The 3,313-nt window shown below is 50.8% G+C and carries 3 protein-coding genes; 1 reads left to right on the top strand and 2 read right to left on the bottom strand.

Features of this window, described 5'->3' with window-relative positions; genetic code table 11:
* The coding region (locus Q7V06_RS01995) for a hypothetical protein (protein WP_304837305.1) at window positions 1-496 on the top strand (496 nt) is incomplete at its 5' end.
* Window positions 497-530: 34 nt separating this feature from the next.
* On the opposite strand, the gene Q7V06_RS01990 is transcribed toward Q7V06_RS01995, so the two are convergent.
* A complete protein-coding gene (locus Q7V06_RS01990) occupies window positions 531-2,786 on the bottom strand; it encodes a PAS domain S-box protein (protein ID WP_304837303.1) in 2,256 nt (751 codons plus the stop codon).
* On the bottom strand, window positions 2,783-3,313 hold a 531-nt coding region (locus tag Q7V06_RS01985), incomplete at its 5' end, for a sensor histidine kinase KdpD (RefSeq protein WP_304837300.1). The genes Q7V06_RS01985 and Q7V06_RS01990, both read right to left, overlap by 4 nt.

Here is a 3,313-nt window from a genome sequence, read left to right as displayed (position 1 = left end):
CTTTGCGATCCTTCTTGTGGCAGGGTGCATCCAGCCGACACCCCCGGTTGGTGAGGTAACTCCCGTTCAAACACCAGCCCCTCCGGTTCAGACGGTTCCACCGACTCCTCCACCCATTATCCCCGAGCCCTATCTTCTGAAGGGTGCAGGGATCTATGGCATGTCAACGGATCTCTCTGCATCTGAGCAGGGAACAAATCTTCTGATAACTGTTGCATTTGACAGCAGTAACACTCTTGGAGTTACGAGTGGTTCTGGTGTTGAGATGTATGTAACGCTCTTTGCATACAATATCGTCGATCTTCCTGAAGGTTATCTCCCAGCGTCCCAGCAGGAAATACGGGATGCCGGCATCCCCTTCAAAGTCAGGCGTACAATCATCTATCCGATGAACGAGTTGAAGGTCACTGCCGAACTTCCGCTTGAGTCTTCTGTGGGGAGACTTGATATCCGTTCTCCCTATAATTACGGTGCGATCCTCGAGAAGATAGTCTGATCCTCCCTGAGAGAAATGGTATAGGTGATGGAGATCACTCTCCATCACCCGCATAGCGCCATGTACCTTTTGGTATTGTCATCTCAAATCGTGCACCTTCCCCATACACCCCGGTCTCGCGGATGGCAATCCCGGTGATCTCGAGGATCTCGCGGGAGAAGAAGAGGCCGACACCTTTCTTCTTCTGGAAGTCTGCAAGGAAGACCTTGTCCTTTATCTCATCAGGGATGCCGATGCCGTCATCTTCATAGAGTATCGTTATGGAATCTTCATTCGTTATCGAGGTTAATACCACATTTTCTGCTGATGCCCCATGCGTCAGGGTGTTATCAGCTAAGATGAGAAAGACCTGTTCAAACAGGGGATCAGAGAAGACCTCAAGATTATCGAATCGTATCGTATGTCTGATCCTCAGAAAATCCAGGTGGGAGATCGCCATGAGGAATATATGTCTCACGTTCTGCCAGATTGCAGGTTTCAATCCGAGACCCTGGTAGCTCTGAGCAAATTTTAGGGAGTGGCCAACTTTCTGGAGGATCTCCTCCTGCTTCGTTATCATCGGAAGAACGGGGTGCTCCGGAAGCATCTCTCTGACAACCTGTTGGTACCCCGAAATGGTCAGGATCATATTCTGGAGATCATTGAAGGTCACATAGTTCAGAAGGTTTAATTTCTTCTTCGCATTCTCGAGAGCTTTCTGTGTCCGCATCGTTTCGGTGATATCCCGGACAATATGCACCGCCCGGACAATCTCTTTGTTTGGATTCATGACGGGATCAAGCGTCACCTCCAGCCAGCCGGTACCATTCTGCTTTGGAATCACGGAGATCTCCTGTCTCCTGCTCACCATCATCCGTTGAAGTGGGCACTCCGGGATCGGGCACGCTGTTCCATGAACGAGTTCGAAGCATTTTCTTCCGGGAACCTCGTCCGCTGGTACCCCAAGGAGCGGCTCAATCGCTTTGTTCGTCTGGAGGATCTCTCCGTCCGGGGTGATCAGGGAGACCCAGTCACTTATTGTATTGAAGGTCGATTCCCACTCGTTCTGAGTTTGAGCAAGGGCATCATACTGCATCCTCAGCTCCTCATCCTGGCTCTTCAGCTCCTCATGGGCACCCTGAAGCTCAGCCTCTGCCTGCTTTCGCTCGGTAATATCGATGATGGCAGTGATGATCTGTGGTTTTTCGCCCTGATGGATATAACGGCTTGATATGTGAACAGATCGCGTACTGCCGTCTTTTATAGTTATCTCCGACTCGACTCCGTCGATGATTGCTGTTCTTCTGAGCTGCGAAATGATCTCCTGATAGCTCTCATTGGTGATGAAACCGAGCTCATCAGGTCTCTTTCCTATCGCTTCAGAGGATGTATATCCGGCTAATTCTTCAAATTTCTGGTTTACGAAGGTATAGCGGCCATCCACGTCACTGATCGTGCAGGTGAAGGGGCCCATTGTGACCAGTTCACGGAAGTTCTTCTCACTCTTCTGTAAAGCCTCTTCCGCTCTCCTGCTCTCTGTGATGTCGATGATGGTTGCGGTGATGCCATCAGCCATAGTATCGGAGTTGAAGGGGCAGAGGCTCAGTATGACGATGATCTCGCTTCCGTCCTTCTTTCTGGAACGTGTTTCTGCAATCCCAAGCCCCCCCTCCCCTATCTGTTGATATAATTCCTCTGCGATACGGAGATATTCTCCCTCGTCAGGATACAGCATCCGGGGGTCTTTACCGATCAGCTCCTCTTCAGAATACCCTGTTATTGTACAGAGGGAGCGGTTCACCCTTTGAAAGACCCGATCTTTTAAGAGTCCGACACCTGCGGGTGTTGCATTGAGCATACTCTGGAGCACCCTCTCACCGTGGCGAAACCGCTCCTCGCTCTTTGTTAATTCCACTTCTGCCTGTCTCTGTTTAACTGAATGCCATATCATATGTGAGAGCTCGGCAAACAGGGCTTTTGGATATCCCCCCTTCTGGAGGTAGAAGTCTGCACCATTGTTCAGCGCCTCGATTACGACATCCTCCCTGCCTTTTCCGGTGAAGATGATGAATGGTGTTCTTTCGCCTCCACTTCTGAGGTGTTTCAGCAATGCAATCCCATCCATCCCCGGCATCTGGTAGTCTGAGACGATCGCATCAACAGCGTGGTCTGAAAGGAGCCGGATCGCCTCTGGTGCACTCAATGCCGTCTTTACGGTGATATCGCCTGACTTCTCAAGGAAGAGCCTGCCGATCTCAAGGAGTGCGGGCTCGTCATCGACGTAGAGTATCTGGATAGGTGTCTTTGTCATCTCTCCTCCACTCTTCGCCATCCTCCGTCCGGCACGGTGATCTCAAACCGTGCCCCTTTCCCATGCACTCCGGTCTCCCGGATGGTAATCCCGGTGATCGCGAGGATCTCTCTTGAAAGTGTCAGACCAAAGCCGGTATTCTGTCCAAATCCCTGATCAAAGATACGTTCTTTCCAGGCAGTTACGATACCCTGACCATCATCTTCGCAGATGATCAACAGGTTCTTCTCTTTCTCATGCAGGGAGAAGAAGATCCTCGTTATATCCCCCCCATGCCTGACTGCATTGTCAATGAGGTTTTCTATCACCTTCAGAATCAGTGGATCTGCGAAGACCTCCCGATCTCCGGGGATCTCATTCTGCACAACCGGAGTGCCTGGCTGAGATTGTACTGTCGCCTGGTCGATCAGTCCCCTGAGGTTCTGCCAAACAGGCATGGCAGCCCCAATCCCCTCATAATCCTTAGTAAAACTGATCATCGCAGATATCTTCTCAGCGGCTGTATCGATCCTTTTGATGAAGGTAGT

Origin of the sequence: Methanocalculus sp. (genome assembly GCF_030651615.1) — an archaeon.
In the GTDB taxonomy this organism is placed as follows: domain Archaea; phylum Halobacteriota; class Methanomicrobia; order Methanomicrobiales; family Methanocorpusculaceae; genus Methanocalculus.
Note: the sequence above shows the minus strand (reverse complement) of the source record. Positions and strands in the feature narration are given on the sequence as shown.

Coding starts and splice junctions, on each gene's coding strand:
- Q7V06_RS01990 (WP_304837303.1), bottom strand. CDS start 2,786: ATGACAAAGACACCTATCCAGATACTCTACGTCGATGACGAGCCCGCA.